This is a genomic window from Streptomyces sp. NBC_00078 (assembly GCF_026343335.1).
Lineage (GTDB): Bacteria > Actinomycetota > Actinomycetes > Streptomycetales > Streptomycetaceae > Streptomyces.
Genome location: NZ_JAPELX010000001.1, coordinates 8,390,034 through 8,407,806 on the forward strand (window position 1 = coordinate 8,390,034; position 17,773 = coordinate 8,407,806).

At 70.9% G+C, this 17,773-nt stretch carries 15 protein-coding genes; 8 read left to right on the top strand and 7 right to left on the bottom strand.

Going from position 1 to position 17,773, the window contains the following annotated elements:
* From OOK07_RS38995 to OOK07_RS39005, 3 genes are read right to left on the bottom strand one after another with little or no spacing between them, the layout of a single operon-like run.
* Positions 1–2,757, bottom strand: coding sequence for a phosphoesterase (locus tag OOK07_RS38995; RefSeq protein ID WP_266801328.1), 2,757 nt, complete (start codon positions 2,755–2,757; stop codon positions 1–3).
* A 3-nt stretch (positions 2,758–2,760) separates the two neighbouring features.
* On the bottom strand, positions 2,761–4,119 hold the full coding sequence (locus OOK07_RS39000) for an ABC-2 transporter permease family protein (RefSeq protein ID WP_266801331.1): 1,359 nt from the start codon (positions 4,117–4,119) through the stop codon (positions 2,761–2,763).
* The gene (locus OOK07_RS39005) at positions 4,116–5,057 is read right to left on the bottom strand and encodes an ABC transporter ATP-binding protein (RefSeq protein ID WP_266801333.1); all 942 of its coding nucleotides are present in this window, start codon (positions 5,055–5,057) and stop codon (positions 4,116–4,118) included. The genes OOK07_RS39000 and OOK07_RS39005 overlap by 4 nt, the downstream gene beginning before the upstream one ends.
* 501 nt (positions 5,058–5,558) lie before the next feature.
* Between OOK07_RS39005 and OOK07_RS39010 the strand changes: the two genes are divergently transcribed.
* A complete protein-coding gene (locus OOK07_RS39010) occupies positions 5,559–7,856 on the top strand; it encodes an eCIS core domain-containing protein (RefSeq protein WP_266801336.1) in 2,298 nt (765 codons plus the stop codon).
* Positions 7,853–8,128: an MFS transporter gene (locus OOK07_RS39015; protein ID WP_266801338.1), complete on the top strand. Its 276-nt coding sequence runs from the start codon at positions 7,853–7,855 to the stop codon at positions 8,126–8,128. The genes OOK07_RS39010 and OOK07_RS39015 overlap by 4 nt, the downstream gene beginning before the upstream one ends.
* A 165-nt stretch (positions 8,129–8,293) precedes the next feature.
* Here the strand turns inward: OOK07_RS39015 and OOK07_RS39020 are convergent, their stop codons facing one another.
* A complete protein-coding gene (locus OOK07_RS39020) occupies positions 8,294–9,106 on the bottom strand; it encodes a COG4705 family protein (protein ID WP_266801342.1) in 813 nt (270 codons plus the stop codon).
* Positions 9,107–9,305: 199 nt separating this feature from the next.
* On the opposite strand from OOK07_RS39020, the gene OOK07_RS39025 reads away from it, so the two are divergent.
* The 6 genes from OOK07_RS39025 (at position 9,306) to OOK07_RS39050 (ending at position 15,042) form a co-directional block, all read left to right on the top strand.
* On the top strand, positions 9,306–10,253 hold the full coding sequence (locus OOK07_RS39025) for an ABC transporter ATP-binding protein (protein WP_266801343.1): 948 nt from the start codon (positions 9,306–9,308) through the stop codon (positions 10,251–10,253).
* Positions 10,250–11,089 (top strand): ABC transporter permease, encoded by an 840-nt coding sequence (locus tag OOK07_RS39030; RefSeq protein WP_266801344.1) that lies wholly within the window; start codon positions 10,250–10,252, stop codon positions 11,087–11,089. Before OOK07_RS39025 ends, OOK07_RS39030 begins: the two co-directional genes overlap by 4 nt.
* 58 nt (positions 11,090–11,147) lie before the next feature.
* Positions 11,148–12,404 carry a sensor histidine kinase gene (locus OOK07_RS39035; RefSeq protein WP_266802238.1) on the top strand — a complete coding sequence of 419 codons (1,257 nt, stop codon included), beginning with the start codon at positions 11,148–11,150 and terminating at the stop codon, positions 12,402–12,404.
* On the top strand, positions 12,401–13,069 hold the full coding sequence (locus OOK07_RS39040; protein ID WP_266801345.1) for a response regulator: 669 nt from the start codon (positions 12,401–12,403) through the stop codon (positions 13,067–13,069). The genes OOK07_RS39035 and OOK07_RS39040 overlap by 4 nt, the downstream gene beginning before the upstream one ends.
* 93 nt (positions 13,070–13,162) lie before the next feature.
* Positions 13,163–14,002, top strand: a complete 840-nt coding sequence (locus tag OOK07_RS39045; RefSeq protein ID WP_266801346.1) for a COG4705 family protein — start codon at positions 13,163–13,165, stop codon at positions 14,000–14,002.
* Between the two features lie 164 nt (positions 14,003–14,166).
* The gene (locus tag OOK07_RS39050; protein WP_266801347.1) at positions 14,167–15,042 is read left to right on the top strand and encodes a COG4705 family protein; all 876 of its coding nucleotides are present in this window, start codon (positions 14,167–14,169) and stop codon (positions 15,040–15,042) included.
* Between the two features lie 6 nt (positions 15,043–15,048).
* Here OOK07_RS39050 and OOK07_RS39055 read toward each other — a convergent pair whose 3' ends face one another.
* Genes OOK07_RS39055 through OOK07_RS39065 form a run of 3 tightly spaced genes read right to left on the bottom strand, consistent with a single transcriptional unit; the run spans position 15,049 to position 17,766 of the window.
* Entirely contained in the window at positions 15,049–16,422 is a 1,374-nt protein-coding gene (locus OOK07_RS39055; protein WP_266801348.1) for a sensor histidine kinase, read from the bottom strand.
* Positions 16,419–17,081: a response regulator transcription factor gene (locus OOK07_RS39060; RefSeq protein WP_266801349.1), complete on the bottom strand. Its 663-nt coding sequence runs from the start codon at positions 17,079–17,081 to the stop codon at positions 16,419–16,421. The genes OOK07_RS39055 and OOK07_RS39060 overlap by 4 nt, the downstream gene beginning before the upstream one ends.
* Positions 17,035–17,766, bottom strand: a complete 732-nt coding sequence (locus OOK07_RS39065; protein WP_266801350.1) for a phosphatase PAP2 family protein — start codon at positions 17,764–17,766, stop codon at positions 17,035–17,037. The genes OOK07_RS39060 and OOK07_RS39065 overlap by 47 nt, the downstream gene beginning before the upstream one ends.
* Positions 17,767–17,773 lie beyond the last annotated feature (7 nt).

The window sequence follows — 17,773 nt, forward strand, 5'->3', positions numbered from 1 at the left end:
TCAGCCGTCGGACTCCGGCGACGGGAGGTAGGCACCCGGCACGTCGTCCGGTGTGTAGACCTTGCGGTCACCGGGGTACGGCTTGGTCCAGTTGTGGGTCTGGTACCAGGTGTAGCGGTTCATCTGCTCGTTGTTGGCGTAGTCGGGCACGGCGTGCGGGCCGGTCAGCCGCTGGTGCGAGGCCCAGGTCTTCCACTGCACGGCGAGCTTCTGCTGGGCCTGCGGCACCGCCGCGGACGTCGGTGCGGCCGCCGCCTTGGTGTCCTGCGGCGCCGGGGTGTCCGAGCCGCAGGTGGGCTGGGGGCTCACGCCGAGGGTCAGGGAGGTCCGGTTGGGCACCGCGGTGAACGGTGTGGTGTTCGCCTTCGGGGTGAACGCCCCGTACATCGGGGTGGCAGCGCTGTCGAGCTGGTTCATCGGGTGGATCCCGAGGATCTGCTCGATGGTGCGGACCATCGTGATCTGTGAGTAGTAGTGGCTGTCGACGGTGTCGTGCTTGGCCCAGGGGCTGATGATCTGGACCGGGGCGCGGTGGCCGTCGACGTGGTCGAGGCCGTTCTGGGAGTCGTCCTCGACGACGAAGATCGCGGAGTCCTTCCAGTACTTGCTGTGGGAGATCTCGTCGACCGTCCGGCCGACCGCGAGGTCGTTGTCCGCGACCTCGGCCGCCGCGTTGGCCGGGCCGCCGGTGTGGTCGTTGGAGAACCAGAACATGTTCAGGTTCGCCGGGCCGTTCTTCTCGAAGTCCTGCTTCCAGATCTGTTCCTTGTAGATGTCCGGGACATCGAGGTCGAACATCGGGAAGCCCTGCACGGACACCTTGTTGAGCGAGGGGATCGCCGAGCCGGTCTGGATGGGGTACTGCGTCCGCGCCCCGGTGGCTTCCATGTTCTTGCTGTCGCAGTACAGGTTCTGCCAGGTCGCGCCGGCCGGCTTGGTCTCCAGCGACTGGAACTCACCGAAGTCCTTGACCGACCTGCCGGCCGCCTGCGCGCCGCTCCAGATGAAGCCGGTCTTCTGGTGGCCGAGGGCGTCGTTCTCGGTGTCGTAGCTGCGCTGGTACTCGCCGGCGGACGATTCGGTGTACTCCGGGTTGTCCGACTGCATCAGCCAGTTGTGGCCCTCGGCGGAGTTCGTGCCGACGTCGTAGAAGTTGTCGTAGAGCCCGAACTGCGTGGCCAGCGCATGCTGGTTCGGCGTCACGTTCTCGCCGAACGTCGTGAGCGAGGGGTTCCCGTCGCCCTGCGGCAGGTCGCCGTAGACCTGGTCGTAGGTCCGGTTCTCCTTGACGAGCAGGAAGACGTGCTTGATCGTCGAGGCGTCGCCGAGCCGCAGCGGGACCGGCAGCGCCCTCCCGGAGGTCTTGCCGCCGGACGTCAGGACCGAGCCGGGCGTCCAGCCGTTCTGCCGGAAGACCTTGGCCGTCTGGGACTTGACGGTCTTGTCGTCCGGCAGCGTGAACTGGGTCAGGCTCGACGTCGTGTCGTGCGTGCCGTGGCCGGAGGCGGCGGTGGGGCGGCGGGCGTCGATGCCGCGGGTGTTGGAGACGACGACGTTCTTGCCGACGGTGGCGATCCCCGAGGGGAAGTAGTCCGTCGGGAGCAGACCGACGTAACGGGCGGGCTCCTGCGGGGACTTGTACCGGTAGACGGCGACCGCGTTGGCGCGGCCGAGCGTCACCAGCAGGCGGCCGTCGTCGGCGAGCGTCACCGCGTTCGGCTCGTAGCCGACCTTCGCCTCCGGCCAGGGCTGGGTGGCGATGGTCTGTACGACCTTGTCCTTGGCCGTGCTGATGACCGAGACGCTGTTGTCGGCGGTGTTGGTGACGAACACCGCGCCCTTGTTCGCGTACACCGCGGTCGGGTGCAGGCCGACGTCGATGCTGCCGACCGCGGCAGACGGGTCCGCCGTGTCGATGACGCTGACGGTGCCGGTGGTGGTGGCGCCGGTGCCCGGGTCGGCCGGCACGTCGGTGCCGTAGGAGTTGATGGTGGTGTCGCCGGGCTTGGCCGGGCGCCCGCCCTCGTTGCTGACGTAGAGCTTGCCGCCGACCAGGGCCATGCCGCGGGGGGCGGTGCCGACAGTCCAGCTCTGCTTGACGGTTCCGGTCGCCGCGTCGATGGCGACCACCCGGTTCTGGCCGTTGACCGCGGAATACACGGTGGAGCCGTCGGCCGAGAACACGGCCGCGCCGACCAGCGCGTGCTTGGCGCCGTCGGCCGGGATCGAGACGGTCACCGGGTTGGAGAGAGTGCCGTCAGCGCCCACGGTGAACTTGGTGTAGCCGTCGGTCTGGCCCAGCCACAGCTGCGTGCCGTCGGGCGAGTACGTCGGGCCCTCCTGGCCGACGGAGCCGTTCTTGATGCGCAGATCGTCGGCCGCGTTGGTGCCGGCCTTCTGCTTCACTTGGCCGGTCGCGAGGTCCATGACGACCAGCGACGCGTCACCGTCGGCGACCGCGGCCGCGAGGTGCGTGCCGTCCGGGCTGACCGCCGACGACATGATCTTGCCGTCGTTGATGACGGTGCGGCTGCCGTACGGCTTGATGTACTGGTCGCTGGAGATGACCTGCCCGTTGGCGGTCCTCCGAGCGACCTGCTGGGTGCCGAACTGCCACGTCGAGGCGACCGCGGTGCCCGTGACGCCGAGCGCGACCGCGATGCCTGCCGTCACCAGCATGGTGCGACGGCCGACGCGTCTGCCGAGGAGGTTGATCTGGTCCTTCTGCTCAACCCGGCGCTGCCGTGTGACCTGCATGGACTATCCCTTCGAGGTGGTGTCAAGCAGGTCGACGCTGCCGTCGAACTGCCAGAGCGGGTTCGGTGCGTCCCCTGCCGACGTCCGCACCAGGAAGTAGCCGTTCACTTCCTTCGGCCCGTCGCCGTCGGCCACGAACCGCCCGTCCGAGGTGATGTCGAGCTGGTAGATGGCGGTCCCCGCGACCGGGACACCGGGCAGATGCCAGGTCACGGCGCAACGCCAGTCGTTGCCCGCGCCCTCCTGGGCGGCCAGGCCGTCGCTCTTGGTGCACACCGCAGTGGCCCGCAGCTGCGCCTCGGTGACGGCGGGCCGGTGCAGCTGCCGGGTCTGCAGGCGGTAGAGGTGCGCGAATGCCGTGGCGAGCGACCGCTGGACCTTGTCCTCGCTGATCCCCGAGCCCAGGGAGGGGGTGGCCACGCCGATCACGGTGACGGTGAGGGCGGTCAGCGCGACCAGCGGCAGCAGCCCGACGGTGAGCGCCCGGCGCCCGGCACCGTCGTAGGCCGGGTTGGTGAAGTCGCGTCGCAGAAACAGCAGACAGGCCAGCGCGGTCGCGAGTGCCGCCCACACCAGGCTGACCACGACGCCGATCAGGAGCGGGGCGAGCTGCGTGGGGCCGGTGAACAGACCGTTCCAGGAGATGAAGGCGTAGCCGGGCAGGGCGAGTCGCACGGCGACGGGCAGCGGCAGCATCTGGGCCACCGACATCGCGAGCGCGACGAGCGGGGGCAGCAGCAGCCCCATCGGGGACCGCCCCAGCGCGACCGATCCGAGGAATCCGATCGCGGCGAGCGCCAGCGTCGGGGCGAGGGCGCAGCCCCAGGCGAGCAGCACCCGAACGGCCGCGTCGCCCGGCGCCAGCAGATGTCCGTCGAGGCCGACCAGCGGCTGGTTGCCGACCGCCACGAGACCGCCCGCCGTGCTGGAGGCGGCGAGCCCCGCCACGAACAGCAGGACGACAGTGAGGCTGGCCAGCGCCTTCGCCACGAAGATCCGCCGGGGCGACCGGACCGCCACCAGCAGATGGCGCCAGGTGCCGAGCCTGTCCTCGACGGCGAACACGTCGCCCGCCACCACCGAGGTCAGCAACGGCAGCGCCCAGGTGCCCGCGAAACCGAGCATCACCAGCGGCCCGGCCCACCCCGTGGCATGCATCCAGCGGCCGAAGAGGGTGTCCGAGGGGAGCGTGCTCTGCCGGCTCACTCCCGCGACGAACAGCGCAGGTGCGATCCAGCAGGCCAGGACCAGCAGGCGGATCCGCCACTGCGAGACCAGCTTCACCAGCTCGAAGCGGTAGCCGCGGGAGACCGGGACGCGGCGGACGACGGCCGCCTTGTCGTCGGCGATGGTCGCCGTCATCGGCCGGCCTCCTGCTGGTCGGTGAGGGCGAGGAACGCGGCTTCCAGAGGCGACACCACGGGTGCGAGTTCGCGTACCGCGATGCCCGAGCGCACGAGTCCGGCCATCAGTTCGTCGAGGGCGGGCACCAGTGCGCGCACCACGAGCAGCCCGGCATCCTGCCGTATGCCGGTGCCGTCGACGACCCGGATGCCGGCCGTGCCGGCGGCCAGCCGGCGTGCGGCGTCCAGGTCGGAGGTGCGCAGCCGGTAGTCGAGTGCACGGTTCTCGGCGGCCAGCTTGCTCAGCGGCCCGGAGAACACGACCCGTCCCGTGGCGAGGATGGTGACCTCGGAGCACAGTGCCTCCAGGTCGTCCATGCGGTGGCTCGAGAGCACGACACCGGTTCCGTCCGCGGCGAGCCGGGTGAGAACGCCGTGCACATGTCTTTTGCCCGCCGGATCAAGGCCGTTGGAGGGTTCGTCGAGCACCAGCAGCCGGGGCTTGGTGAGCAACGCGGCCGCGAGACCCAGTCGTTGACGCATGCCGAGGGAGAAGCCGCGGGTCCGGTCGTCGGCGACATCGGTGAGCCCGACCTCGTCGAGCACGTCGTCGATCCCCGCCGTCCGCGCGTCGTGGCCGCGGAGTTCGGCCAGCGCCGCGAGGTTCTGCCGGGCCGTGAGCGAGGGGTAGAGACCGGGCGCGTCCACAAAACCGGCGACCCCGTCGGGAACGGCGAGCGCCCGCTCGACCGGCGTCCCCAGGATCTCCAGCCGGCCGCCGTCGGCGACTGCCAGGCCCAGCAGGAGGCCGAGCAAGGTCGTCTTGCCGGCGCCGTTCGGTCCGACCAGGCCGTGGATCTGACCCTGCACCACATCCAGGTCGATGCCGTCGAGTGCGACGACATCGCCGAAGCGTTTGGCGATTCCACGGGCCCGGACTGCGAGGAGTCTGTCCATAGTCCCTTCTCCTGCATCTGTCAGGGAACATAGGGACCACGCACAGCGCGGGCGGGGACGGCTGGTTGAACGCCCATGGAACGGATCGTCAAGGCATCGGCAAGTGCGCGTCACGGACCGGCCGCTATCGGGCCAGACTCGGGCAACGCCGCACGCCTCGGAGCCCGTACGCGACGCCGCTTCCCGCACGGACCGGGCCCTGTGACCGCTGTGGCGGACGGCGACACGGCGGCACGGCGGACGACTTCGCCGTCCCGCACTTCGACAGGCTGGAGCTGGGCCGGCGGTTGTACCGGGCCGGCCCTACGCCCTCGTCGTACGACATGCGCAGGGACGACGTGGCGCTGAGCGGCAGGCGCGTGGGCGGGTGCGGCTCGTGATCCGTCCGGGGGCAGCAGGGCTGCCCGGCCGTTACCCCCAGGGACCTTCCGTGATGCCCCGAGGCGCGTGATGCTGGGCGCGGACCTGGCTGTCGGAACCACCGGAACGACCGGAGATGCCATGCGCGTTCAGGAGCCCGGCCGGGACCGCAGCGACCCGGAGCGGTCGACACGCCACTCCGCGCCCACCGCCCACGACCGTGTGGGCCCGGTTCCGTCGGTGGGCGCCGGCCCCGCGCGCATCCCGGGGACGTTCTCTCCGCAGCGCCTCGTCGCACTGCAGCGCGCCGTCGGCAACCGGGCCGTGGCCGCGATGCTCGCTGAACGGCATGGCGAAGACAAGGACCAGCACGGTCACGACGAGGATCACACCCACGCCGGCCACACCCGCGGGGAGCCGGTCCAGTGTGCCGCCGCCCTGGACCACGCCCACGAGGAACCCGTGCAGCGTGCCGCCGCGCACAGCGTGCTCCGTTCCTCGGGCCGGGCGCTGGAGGCGCCGCTGCGCACCGAGATGGAGGCCCGCCTCGGCGCGGACTTCTCCGGCGTACGTCTGCACACGGGCGCCGTCGCCCAGCGTTCGGCACAGGAGCTGGGCGCCCGCGCGTACACGTCGGGAGAGAACGTCGTCATCGGTTCGACGGGTGTCGACAAGCACACCCTCGCCCACGAGTTGACGCACGTCATCCAGCAGCGGCAAGGCCCCGTCTCAGGCACCGACCACGGCGACGGACTGCGGGTGAGCGACCCGACCGACCGCTTCGAGCGGGCGGCCGAGGCGAACGCGAAGCGGGTGATGGCGGCGCCGCCGCCATCAGCGCACCGGACGGGGGACGAAGGGCGGACGGACCCGGCCGGTTCACTCTCCCGGGGAGCACGGGACACGGGCGGGGCCGGGACCCCCGACGTGCAGCGCGCGGTCGGGTTCGAGTTCGAGGCGCAGTGGAACGTGCGCAGGATGGAGGACAACTCGGAGACCGTCCGCGCACAGCGGTCCCAAAAACGGCAGCAGCTGATCGACGCCAGGATCCTGGAGATCTTCCTCTCCCCCTATTCTCCGTACCACCGGCGGCTGGGGCCGCAGGAGCAGGAGCAGGCGGCCGAAGGCAAGGCTGATGCGTTGCGGGCCCAGTGGTTCGGCAGCGACGGCCTGTTGACCGCGGCCGGTGAGCAGCGCCTCGCAGACCTCGGCGTGACCGAGTCCGAGCGCCAGGGTCTGGTGACCACTCTGCTGGTCAGGGGAGAGGTGTCCGAGGAGCCCCTGGCGGGCGAGAACCTCGGCAAGGGGCGGGTCGACGGGCTCGTCGTGGCGGGCAACAAGTTCGACCTGACGGCGGACGCCAGCCCCACCGGCGGCTCCAACCTGGAGTGGATCACCGACCCGCTCACCTCGCTCGCGGAGGTCGGGACGGTCATGGACAACCTGACCGCCATGGCCCGCTACCTCGACGGCCGGCGCGGCGACCCGTACATCCCCTCCGAGGACGTGACCGCGGGCGGCGGGACCCCTCAGTCCCGGCTGCGGATCTACCCGGACGGAAACCCCCTCAGTTTCGCCCCGCAGGCGACGCTCGGGGCGCGCCTGGAGCGTCTGCCGAAACTGATCGACTATCTCGCCAACCGCGAGCCGATGAGTGTGATGGAGCGCGTGCCCGTGCTGGGGGCGGGGCGGGTCAGGCGCCGCGCTCAGGCGTCCGCGGACCTGTCGGCCGGCGGTCTCGGTGAGCTCCCCGTGGCCCGGGCCGGCGCCGACGCCGCGATCACGGCGCTGCTGCCCCGGCTCGGTTTCCAGCCGTCGAGGTCCGACACCAAAGCGCTCACGGGCCTGGTCATGCATCTTGCCGCTTACCTGATCCAGGGGCAGAACCTGCCGCCGGGTGCCAACGCCAAGTCGATCGCCGGCGCCTTGATGGCCCGTACGGACTTCGCCCACGCCTTCAGCCTGCTGTCGCCGAACCTGACGGGCCACTTCCAGGCCAACCGTGACGCGTTCGTCGCTCTCGTCCTGCAGGCGGCGGGGATGACGGGCCACGGCGACGAGCGGGTCTTCGGCAACGAGGTCGAGCGAGGGCTGGCCAGCGACCGGACCCGGACCACCATCGAACTGACCCGCAACGCCTGGCTGAGTGCCCTGCCGTCCGGTTCGGACCTGCTCAAGAACTGGGACCACCTGACCGTGGACGAGCGGGACATGGTGGACAACGAGGACGGCGCCCGAGCCGTCCACAAGTCCCTCGGTGCCCTCGGCGCCGAGCAGAACCTCGTCGGCCCCCGGGGCAACCAGGAGGCGGTCGTCGCCGAACTGCGCCGGATGAAGGACAACGTACCGACGGCCAACCTGAAGCAGCTGGCCGTCGCCGTCTTCTCCCTCGTCGAACAGCTCAACGCCCAGCAGACGCTGCGCTACGAGAGTCGGTGACAGAACCGCTCTTACCGCTCTTCCCGGCCGCGCTCGCCGTGGTGGTGGCCGCGTTCCCGGTGGAGCGCAGGGGACGCGCGCTCGCCCTGTTCCCGGGGCTCGCCGGCGCCCTCACCGCGACAGGACCGCTACTGGGCGGCCGGCTGACCGCGTGGACGTGGCGAGCGGTCATCCGGGTCAACGTGCCCGCCGCGATCGTCGCCCTGATCCCGACCGCGCCGGCTCGCTTCACCGACCGCCTCCGCGACGAACCTCTCGCGTTGAGGACGTGACCGGCGCATCGCTGATCGCGGTCGGTATGGGGCTGAGCGTGCTCGGCCTCCAGCAGGCCCCGGCCTGGGGCCGGGACACCGCGGCGACCTGGGGCTGCGTCGTCGGCTGACTCGTCGTCCGCTACGTCTTCGGCCGCTGCGAACTGCGCGCACGGCAGCCTTTGGTCAGCCGCGGTGTTTCGCGACCGGGCCTTCACCGTGGATGACCTGGCGCCGATCTGACACGGCCACGTATCCCACGAACCCGATGATCGCGACCGTCCACACGAGGGTGACCGGCGACAGACCGAGGCCGAGGCCGCCGCGGGTGTGGCCGAGCGCCATCCAGTCGGCGAGCGAGGCCCCGAGGGGGCGGGTGATGACGTACGCCGTCCAGAAGGCGGTCACCGCCTTCAGAGCACCGAAGCGGTGGGCCAGGGCGGGCACGCAGATGGCGGCGGCGAAGAGGGCGACCGAGCCCAGGTAGCCGAAGCCGACCGTGGCGGTGAGGTCGCCCGCGGCGGTGCCGAGGGCGAAGGTGGCGAGGACGGCCGCCCAGTAGAACGCCTCGCGGCGGCGGGTGCGGACGGTGTGGATGGACAGGGTCCGCTCGCTCGCGTACCAGAGGACGAAGACCGCGGCCAGTACGACGAGGAAGGCCGGGGCCGACACGCCGTAGGGCACACCGAGGCCGACGTGCAGGACATCGGCGGCCATGGTGCCGAACACGCTGACCATGACGACCGCGGTCCAGTAGGCCCAGGCGACGTACCGGCGCAGGGAGAACTGGACGGCCAGGGAGACCACGAGACCGAGGCCGCCGAGTGCGACCGCCGGTACCGGGCCGAGCGTACGGGCCAGAAGGTCCGACGCCGTCTCGCCCATGCCCGTGGTCAGCACCTTGATGATCCAGAAGTAGGCGGTAACCTCCGGCACCTTGTTCGCCGGCCGGCGTACGGGGACGAGGGGGCGGTCGTCGAGGACGTGCTCTGCGGTCATGATCCGCACGATGGCACTTCGAGCCTGAACGCAACCTGAACGGTGCGCGGGGAAGCGACGGCACGTAGTACCGCGGTACGACCCGACCTGCGTGGATCAGTCCGCGGTACCACCGGATCGGGACGTTTCGCCTCCTAACGTGGTCGGTGAGGCGTCAGGGGCCACGGACGGCGCCGGTGTCCGACAGGAAGAAACGCGAATGATCGACGCACAGCAGCTGACCAAGAGGTACGGCGAGAAGACGGCCGTCGACGGGCTGGACTTCACCGTCGAGCCGGGCACGGTGACCGGCTTCCTGGGCCCCAACGGCGCGGGGAAGTCCACGACCATGCGCATGATCGTCGGGCTCGACGCTCCGACGAACGGCTCCGTGACGGTCAACGGTCGCCACTACGCCCGGCACCGGGCCCCGCTCCAGGAGGTCGGCGCCCTGCTGGAGGCGAAATCGGTCCATCCGGGCCGCTCGGCCTACAACCACCTGAAGGCGCTCGCGCTGACGCACGGAATTCCCCGTCGCCGGGTCGACGAGGTCATCGGCCTCGCCGGGCTCGACACCGTGGCGAGGAAGCGGGCCGGTGCCTTCTCTCTCGGTATGGGCCAGCGGCTCGGCATCGCGGCGGCGCTGCTGGGCGATCCGCAGACGGTGATGCTGGACGAACCCGTCAACGGGCTCGATCCGGAGGGCGTGCTCTGGATCCGCAACCTGCTCAAGGCCCTCGCCGGCGAGGGCAGGACCGTGTTCGTGTCGTCCCACCTGATGAGCGAGATGGCCCTGGTGGCGGACCATCTCATCGTCGTGGGACGCGGGCGGCTGCTGGCCGACACCACGGTGCGGGACCTCGTTCGCGAGGCGGGCGGCGACACCGTGCAGGTGGCCACGCAGGACCCGGCCCGGCTGAGGGACGTACTGGCGGGCCCCGGCGTCGACATCACGGGCCGCGCCGGCTCCGAGGAGCTTCAGGTATCCGGACTCACAGCCCGCGAGATCGGCCTGAAGGCGGCCGAGCACGGGATCCCGCTGTTCGAACTGACCGCGCGCACCGTGTCGTTGGAGGAGGCGTTCATGAACCTGACCAGAGACGCCGTGGAGTACCACGGCTCCACGACCGGCATCGACACTCTCCTGGCCGAGGGGAGGGCGGCATGAGCACCCTCACCGCGACCGTCGAGACACCCCCGGCAACTCCCGCCCGTCCCGCCTACCGGGTGACAGGACGACGCGTGCTGTCCTCGGAGTGGGCCAAGCTGTGGTCGCTGCGTTCGACGTGGATCACCCTGGGTCTCGGCCTGCTCTTCCTCGTCGCCTTCGGGCTGATCGCCGCGAGCCGCTACAAGTCGGGGATCGACTCCGGCGACATCGACAAGCACTTCGCCGCCTCGACGGCCGTGAGCCTGTCCCTCTTCGGCACCAACTTCGCCCAGCTAGCCCTCGGGGTGCTCGGCGTGCTGGTCACGGCGGGGGAGTACTCGACCGGCATGATCCGCTCGACGCTCGCGGCCGTACCGCGTCGGCTGCCCGTGCTGTGGTCCAAGGCGGCCGTGTTCGGTGTGGTCGCTCTCGTTGCTGCCACCCTGGGCGCGTTCGTCGCCTTCGCGTTCGGCAGCCGCATCGTCTCCGGCACGCCCGCCGCGATGGGCCTGACACACGAGGGAGTTCTGCGGAGCCTGCTGGGCGCCGGACTCTACCTCGGCCTGGTCGGCGTGATCGGCACCGCCCTCGGCGCACTGCTGCGCTCGGTGGCCGGCGGCATCTCGGTGCTCGTCGCCACCCTGATGCTGATCCCGGGGCTGATCTCCCTGCTGCCCAGCTCCTGGCAGGACGACATCGGCCCCTATCTGCCGAGCAACGCGGGCGAGTCGATGTTCGCCCTGACCCACGACGCCACCAGCCTGTCGCCCACGGCCGGGCTGCTGGTCTTCCTCGGCTGGACGGTGCTCGCGCTGGCGGGCGCGGCGTACCGGCTGGTGCGCAGCGACGTCTGACTGGCTGCACCATGGGCAGGTGACCACCTTGACGACCACCACCGAAGACGTCAGTGGCATGGGACCGCTGGTCGCCCGGCTCGCCCGGGGCGGCCAGCGGCTGCGCCAGGCGGACCGGGCCCGCCCCTGGGTGCTGGACACCGCGGTGGTGGCGCTGGTCTTCCTGATGTTCTGCCTGCCGGACCTGCTGCACGGGGGTGCCGGGGACGGCGACGGTCCACGCCGGTTCCGGCTCGCCGTCACCCGGCTGCCCCTGGCGGCCATGCTGGTTGTGCAGGCCGGCCTGGTGCTGCCGCTGCTGTGGCGGCGGCGCCGGCCCATGGCGGCCTTCACCGCCATCGCGGTCGTGTTCGTCGTGCAGTGGTCTCTGGGCGCCGCGCTGCGTGCGGACATCGCCCTGTTCATCGCCCTGTACAGCCTGGCACTGCACGGGCATCCACGGCAGTTGTCGTACGCCTGCGGGGTGATGGCGGCGGGGATGGTGCTCGTCGCGTTGCGCATCTCGTCGGCCGTGTCCGTCTGGGACGCGCTGTTCTTCCTGCTCAGCACGTCGATCGCGGCCCTGGCACTGGGTCTGATGGTGCGCATCCGGCGGGCGCAGCTCGCCGGGTTGCGGGAGCGGGCGGCGCGCCTGGAGACGGAACGCGACCAGCGCAGCAGACTCGCGGCCGCCACCGAACGTGCCCGGGTGGCCCGCGAGATGCACGACATCGTCGGCCACAACCTGTCCGTCATCATCACCCTCGCCGACGCCGGCGCGTACGCCACCGACGCCGCTCCCGAACGCGGCAAGGAAGCCCTGCACCTCATCGGTGACACCGGCCGGACGGCCCTGGGCGAGCTGCGACGCGTGCTCGGCGTGCTGCGGGAGGCGTCGGACGTCCCCGCCACGACGCCCGAGCTCAGCCCGCAGCCCGGCCTCGCGGACATCGGGGCGCTGTGCGACGGGGTGCGCGCGGCCGGCCTGGAGGTCGTCTACCGGACCGTCGGTGAGGTGGACGCCCTGGACCGGGGCATGCAGCTGACCGTCTACCGCATCGTCCAGGAAGCCCTCACCAACACCCTGAAGCACGCCGGAGCCGGAACACGGGTGACACTGTCGGTCATCGTCGAGGACGCCCGGCTGGTCATCCGGGTCCAGGACAACGGCCGGGCCGGACACCCCGGACCATGGAACGAGGAAGGACACGGCCTGGTGGGCATGCGAGAACGCGCGGCGCTCTACGGAGGCGACATCAGCGCCGGCCCCGCGACCGGCGGCGGCTGGACCGTACAGGCCACCCTCGACCTGCCACCCCAGGCAGGTGCCCGGTGACCACGGTTCTCGTCGTGGACGACCAGCCGCTGCAGCGCTACGGCTTCCGTGTGCTGCTCGACTCCATCCCCGAGACCGAGGTGGTCGGCGAGGCCGCGCACGGCGCCGAGGCGGTTCGCAAGACCGCCGAACTGCGCCCCGACGTCGTCCTGATGGACGTACGGATGCCGGGTATGGACGGCATCGAGGCGACACGCCGGATCACCGCCGCCGGCGGCCGCTCCCGTGTCCTCGTACTGACCACCTTCGACGTCGACGAATACGTGCACGCCGCGCTGCGCGCCGGAGCCAGCGGCTTCCTCCTGAAGGACGCGCGCCCCGAGGAACTCCTCGCCGGGATCCGGGCGGTCGCCGTGGGCGACGCCGTCATCGCACCGGCGCTCACCCGCCGCATCCTGGACGAGTACGCCGAGCACGTGCCCGCCGGCCGGAGCGACGCGAGCGAGGACCCGCGGCTGGACTCCCTCACCGACCGCGAGCGCGAGATCCTCGTCGCCATCGGCAAGGGCTGGACCAACGGCGAGATCGCGGCGCGCTTCGTCGTGTCCGAGTCCACCGTGAAGACCCACGTCGGCCGGGTCCTTGCCAAGATCGGCGCCCGCGACCGCATCCAGGCAGTGATCTTCGCCTACGACTTCGGACTGGCCCGGCCCGGCACCGGATGAGGGGCACGGCGGCTTTCTCCCACCGCGGCGGATCGCGCGGGGCGGTACGGCGGTCAGGATGTGTTCAGGTATCGGGTGGCACGGTCGGGCCTCATGACATACGAGACCTCACAGACCCCTGCGGCCTCTGCGGCCGATCCCCAGGTGTCGCCCTCCGGCGGGCGGCTGGGCTGGAACAAGGTGCCCGAAGTCACCGTCTACTTCTGGATCATCAAGGTGCTGTGCACGACGGTCGGTGAGACGGCGGCCGACCTGCTCAACGAGAAGGCGGGTCTCGGCCTGACCGGTGTGTCGGTCCTGATGAGCGCCCTGCTGGCGGTCGTCCTGGTCGTGCAGTTCCGCACCACCGCCTACCGCGCGGGTGTGTACTGGCTCGCCGTCGCCCTGATCAGCGTCGTGGGCACGCTGGTCAGCGACAACCTCACCGACAACATGGGTGTACCGCTGGAGACCAGCACCACCGTCTTCGCGATCATCCTCGCGATCGTCTTCGTGGTCTGGTGCCGGCGTGAGCGGACCCTGTCCATCCACCACATCGACACCACGAGCCGTGAGTCCTACTACTGGCTCGCCGTGCTGTTCACCTTCGCTCTCGGCACCGCGGCCGGTGACCTGGTCTCGGAGCGTATGGCCCTCGGTTACTGGCTCTCGGTGGTGCTGTTCGGCCTGGCCATCGCCGCGATCGCGCTCGCGCACTTCAAGCTCGGTCTGGACGCGGTGTGGAGCTTCTGGATCGCCTACATCCTCACCCGCCCGCTCGGCGCGTCCATGGGCGACTACCTCTCGCAGCCGGCAGGAGACGGCGGCCTGGGCCTGGGCACCGTCATCACCAGCGCGCTGTTCCTCACGGTCATCCTCGGCATGGTCGTGTATCTCTCGGTGACCCGCAAGGACGTGGCGCAGCCTCAGCACACCGCCCGACACGCAGCCTGATGGGACGTCAGGCATTCAGGATGCGTTCAGGCGGACACTGCCAAGGTCGATTACGGTGACCGCCCTCACGGTCGTCTCTTCTCACAGGGCGCTCGTCCCCCACTGCGGGGCGGGCGCCCTGCTGTTCGGCCGGATTGGAGCCCCCCACTTTGCAGAAACCGGAAATGCTCACCGACCTCGACGTCGCGAGCACGACCAGGTCGGTCATGAAGAAACTCCCGGAAGTGACGCCGGCGTTCTGGATCATGAAGATCGCCGCGACCACCCTCGGCGAGACGGCCGGTGACCTCTTCGCTCAGACCCTGAAGCTCGGCTACTTCCTCACCACGATCGCCCTGTTCGTGCTCTTCGTGGTGACGCTGGTCGTGCAGCTCAGGTCCAGCCACTACAACCCGTTCTTCTACTGGACCGTGATCCTGTCGACCAGCATGGCCGGCACCACGATGTCCGACTTCATGAACCGCGACGCCAGCACCAAGTTCCTTTCCGGCGGTGCCACTTCGCTCGGCTGGGGCCCGCAGGGCCTCGGCCTCGGCTATCCGACCGGCGCCGCGATCCTCATCTCGATCCTGCTGGTCATCTTCGCCGTCTGGAAGGCGACCGGGATGACGTTCGTCATCCGTGACATCGTCACCTTCCGGGGCGAGGCGCTGTTCTGGTCGGCGATCCTCGTCTCCAACACCCTCGGTACCTCGATGGGCGACTTCCTGTCCGACAGCTCCGGCCTCGGCTACGCCGGCGGCGCGCTGCTCGTGACGGGCGCGCTGGCTGTCCTCGTGGCTCTGATGAAGGTGCCGGTGGTGCCGAACGTGCTGCTGTTCTGGATCGCGTTCGTCCTCACCCGTCCCCTGGGAGCCACCGCCGGTGACTTCCTGACCAAGCCGGTCGCCAAGGGCGGCCTTGACCTCGGTACCGCGGGTTCCTCGGCCGTACTGCTGGCCGTTCTCGTCGGCCTGATGGCCTATGCGCAGGTCCAGGAGCGCAGGACCGCCGCCCCGCGCACAGCGGAGCGGGAGGCGGTCGCCCAGCGGGCGGACTGAGTCCGGTCAGCCGGCCGGCAGATCGATCAGGAAGCGCGCCCCGGAGGTGTACCCGGGGTCGTGGGAGACCTCGCCGCCGACGGTGCGGGCCAGGCGCCGCGCAAGCGGCAGTCCCAGGCCCGCCCCGTCGTGCCCGTCGCCGGAGTCCGCGCGCCGGCCGGGCTGGAAGAGGTCGTCGACGAAGGTCGCCGGTACGCCGGGGCCGTCGTCGGTGATGCCGATGCGGACGCTACCGGGCAACCGGCGTGCCGACAGGGTCACCGTGGAGCGGGCGTAGCGGAGTGCGTTGGTCAGCAGCGGGCTGACGATGCGTTCGAGGAGAGCCGCTGTGACGCCCGCTTCCAGGTCCGGATCCGGCACCTCGACGACGCTCTTGACCTGTTCGCGTACGTCGAGGTTCTCGACAAGGCGGTGCAGGACGGGAACGACGGCAGTGGTGCCCGGCACCGTCGGGGCGTCGTGCGCGCCGTCGCGTGCGTCGTTCAGGAGCGTGTCGCAGATGGTGCGCATGGACTGGGCGGAGTCGGCTATCACCTCGTGGGTGGCACGGGTTTCGTCGGTCGAGCGGGGGCGGGCACGCCACCAGTCCAGCTCGATGATGATCCGGGTGAGCGGGGTGCGCAGTTCGTGGGACAACTCCCCGGTCAACTGCCGCTCATGGCGCAGCACGGTGCGGATGCGGTCCAGCAGCGCGTCCAACGAGTCGCCCAGGCCGGCGAGTTCGGCCGGATGGTGCGCGGCGCCGAAGCGTTCGTCGGAGCCGACGGCACTCCACTGGGTGGCCTGGTCGGTCATGGTGCGCACGGGGCGCAGTGCCCGCCCCACGGCCAGGCGCGTGAGGGCGTAGGTGCACGCGAGCATGACGGCGTCCAGGATCAGCGAACCCAGCAGCAGGGTGCCGGCCGAACCGCGGTACGGCGCCAGGTCCAGAGCCGTGACCACGGCGGCCTTGTGACGGCCTCCGACGAGATCCGAGCACAGGCGCACGGCGCGGGGGCTCTGCGCGTCGACGGTCGAGCAGGCTCGTTCGTGTCGTGCGGCGAGCCGGTCGGCGGCCAGGGTCAGCGTGCTGTCGGCGGTGGTGGACGGCGGCTTCTCCAGCAGCCGCGGTCCGGCGTAGATCCACACGTTCGCGTCCAGGAGGCTGTCGTTGGCGGTCTCCAGGACCCGCACCCGGGCGCCGCCGGTGTCGATGGTGGTGGCGACGGCGGCCGCGCGGTTGCGCAGTTCGTCGTCCGCCTGGTGTTGCAGGTGCCGGTCCATCACCGTGTTGAACGCCACGGTCAGGACGGTCATCAGGAGCGCGGCGGTGGTGAGTGCGACGAGGGAGAGCCGGCCGCGCAGGGTGCGGGGGGCCAGGCGGGCGAGGAGGCGGTTCACGACAGCCGGTGTCCGATGCCGCGCGCCGTCGTAAGGCTCAGGTCGCTGCCCACTTCACGCAGTTTGCGGCGCAGTCGGCTCAGGTACTGGTCAAGCGTGTTGTCGCTGACCTGTGCACCGTCGGGCCAGGCGGCCCTGACCAGGTCCCGGCGGCGCACGAGGACACCGCCCGCGGCCACGAGCGTGGCCAGCAGACGGAACTCGGTCGGGGACAGGTCGACATGGGCCTCGCCCACCCGCGCGGTGTGCCGGGTCGCGTCCAGGACGAGATCTCCTGCCGTGACCACGGCCGGTGGCGCGGCGCGTTTGAGTGCGGCCCTCAGCCGGGCGACGAGTTCGGCGAGGTGGAACGGCTTGGGCAGATAGTCGTCGCCTCCGGCCGAGAACCCGGACAGTCGGTCGGTGAGATGGTGGCGGGCCGTCAGGAAGATGATCGGGGCAGCGAACCCGCCCGCGCGCAGCGCCTGGCAGACGTCCCGGCCGTCCGCGTCGGGCAGACCGACGTCCAGGACGACCGCGGCTACGTCGTCCTTGGCGAGCCGCAGGGCGGTCGCGCCGTCGGCGGCGAGCACGGGCGCGAAGTCCTCGTCCGACAGGCCGCGCCGCAGCACGTCACGCAGGGCGTGATCGTCCTCGACGACCAGGATCTTGTGGCGCATGGTCCTCCGTCGGATCTTCGGGCGTGGGGGGCGTGGCCGAGACGAACGATGCGGGCAGCCATCGGGCCATCGCGCACAGACACACTCCGAGCCACCCGGTGGCGAACAGCCAGCCACCGATGACGTCGGTGAACCAGTGCACGCCGAGATAGAAGCGGGACAGTCCCACCAGCACGCCCCAGCACCCGATGACGACTCTGAGCGAGGTGGCGCCGCGCGGCGCGCGCAGCGAGACCGCGACGATCAGCAGGCCCGCGGTGAGGGCCGCCGTGGTGGTGTGCCCCGAGGGGAACGCCCAACCGCTCGCCTGCGCAGCCCAGTCGGCATGTGCCGGGCGCGGCCGGTGGACGGCTGCCATCACCCCGTAGCGCAGCGCCTGCCCGGCCCCCAGACAGGCAAGGGCCAGTGCGGCGGCCCAGATGCGGTGCCGCACGGTTCGCCCCGCCGTCACGCCGGCCACCGCTGCGAGGACGTAGGGGATGGCGCCACTGCCGGTATACGTCACCCCCCGGGCCAGTGCCACGGCCACGTCCGGGCGATGGCCGAGCGACCAGGCCAGGAAGCCGTCGTCCGTCCACAGCGGAGCACCGCCCCGGCCGGCCACCACCGCGGCGAGGATGCCGAACGCCACCCAGGCACCGAGACCGACGGTACCGGCCAGATCGGCTGCGTCGCGCCGGTTCATGGGGCTG